The following is a 1,344-nucleotide window of genomic DNA, read 5'->3' as shown; positions in this document are numbered from 1 at the left end:
TCGTCAACACGGTGATCGCGGGCTGGCATGGCCGCCGCAAGCGCGGCATCGGCGAGAATTTCTGGCAGTTCCGGCCCTATGTCGAAGGCGACGCCTCACGCATCGACTGGCGCCGCTCGGCGCGCGACGACCACACCTATGTGCGCGACCGCGAATGGGAAGCCGCCCATACGGTCTGGCTATGGGCCGACCCCTCGCCGTCGATGCTTTACAAGTCGACCGGCGCCAGCGTTTCCAAGCAATCGCGCGCGCTGGTGCTGGCGCTGGCCATGGCCGAACTGTTGTCGCGCAGCGGCGAGCGCATAGCCTGGCCCGGCCTCACCGATCCGTTCACCGCCCGCAACGGCGCCGAGCGCATCGCCGCCCAGCTGATGCATGCCGGCGAACTGCCGGCAAAACCCGACCTGTCCGACATCAGGCGCTTCTGCGACATCGTTGTCGTCAGCGATTTCCTCGATCCCGTCGAGGAGACGATGGCCTGGCTCGACGTGCTCGCCCGCCACGGCGTGCGCGCGCATCTGATCGAGGTTGCCGATCCGGCCGAGGAGACCTTTCCCTATGCCGGCCGCACCGAATTCACCGATCCCGAGACCGGCGACAAGCTGACCGCCGGCCGCGCCGAAATGCTGGGTGACGAGTATCGCCTGCTCTACACCGCCCGCCGCCAGGAACTGGCCGCCTGGTGCAAGCGGCTCGGCTGGAGCTTTACCGTCAACCACACCGACCGGCTGGCCTCCGATGCGCTGGTGCGCCTGCACATGGCGATGACCGCCGATGGCCCCTCCATCGGAAAGGCGGCTGTCGCATGAGCTGGCTGCCGCTCTCTTTTGGCGCCCCCATGGTGTTATGGGGCCTGCTGGCGCTGCCGGTGATCTGGTGGCTGCTCAGGCTGACGCCGCCCAAGCCGCAGACCGAAATCTTCCCGCCGCTGAAGATCCTCGCCCGCGTGCTGAAGCGCGAGGAGACGCCGCAGCAGAGCCCGTGGTGGCTGACGCTGCTCAGGCTGCTGATGGCGGCGCTCATCGTCGCCGCATTGGCCGACCCGGTCTTCAACCCGCGCGAAAAACTGCCGGCCGAGGGTGCTGCCCTGGCCTTGGTCATCGACAATGATTGGGCCAGTGCCGCCGACTGGGGCAAGCGCGTCGCCACCGCCGAGCGGCTGATCAACGATGCCGGCTCTAACGGCGTGCCTGTCGTCATCGCCTTCACCGCCGAAAAGGCCAATGCGGAGATCGGCCCGTTCGATGCCGCCGCCGCTCTTGACCGGCTGCGCGCCGCCAAGCCGCGGCCGATCCCGACCGACCGGCCCGCCGTCTATGCCCGCGTCGCCGGCGTGCTGGAGAC

2 protein-coding genes are annotated in these 1,344 nt (G+C 68.5%); both read left to right on the top strand.

Features of this window, described 5'->3' with window-relative positions:
• On the top strand, positions 1 to 809 hold an 809-nt coding region (locus EN993_RS35855), incomplete at its 5' end, for a DUF58 domain-containing protein (protein ID WP_164758060.1).
• Positions 806 to 1,344, top strand: a 539-nt coding sequence (locus tag EN993_RS35850; RefSeq protein ID WP_206532484.1) for a BatA domain-containing protein, incomplete at its 3' end; no start/stop codon positions are given. The genes EN993_RS35855 and EN993_RS35850, both read left to right, overlap by 4 nt.

It is taken from the genome of Mesorhizobium sp. M7D.F.Ca.US.004.01.2.1, assembly GCF_003997785.1.
Taxonomy (GTDB): domain Bacteria; phylum Pseudomonadota; class Alphaproteobacteria; order Rhizobiales; family Rhizobiaceae; genus Mesorhizobium; species Mesorhizobium loti.
This window is presented reverse-complemented; position numbering and strand designations above follow the sequence as displayed.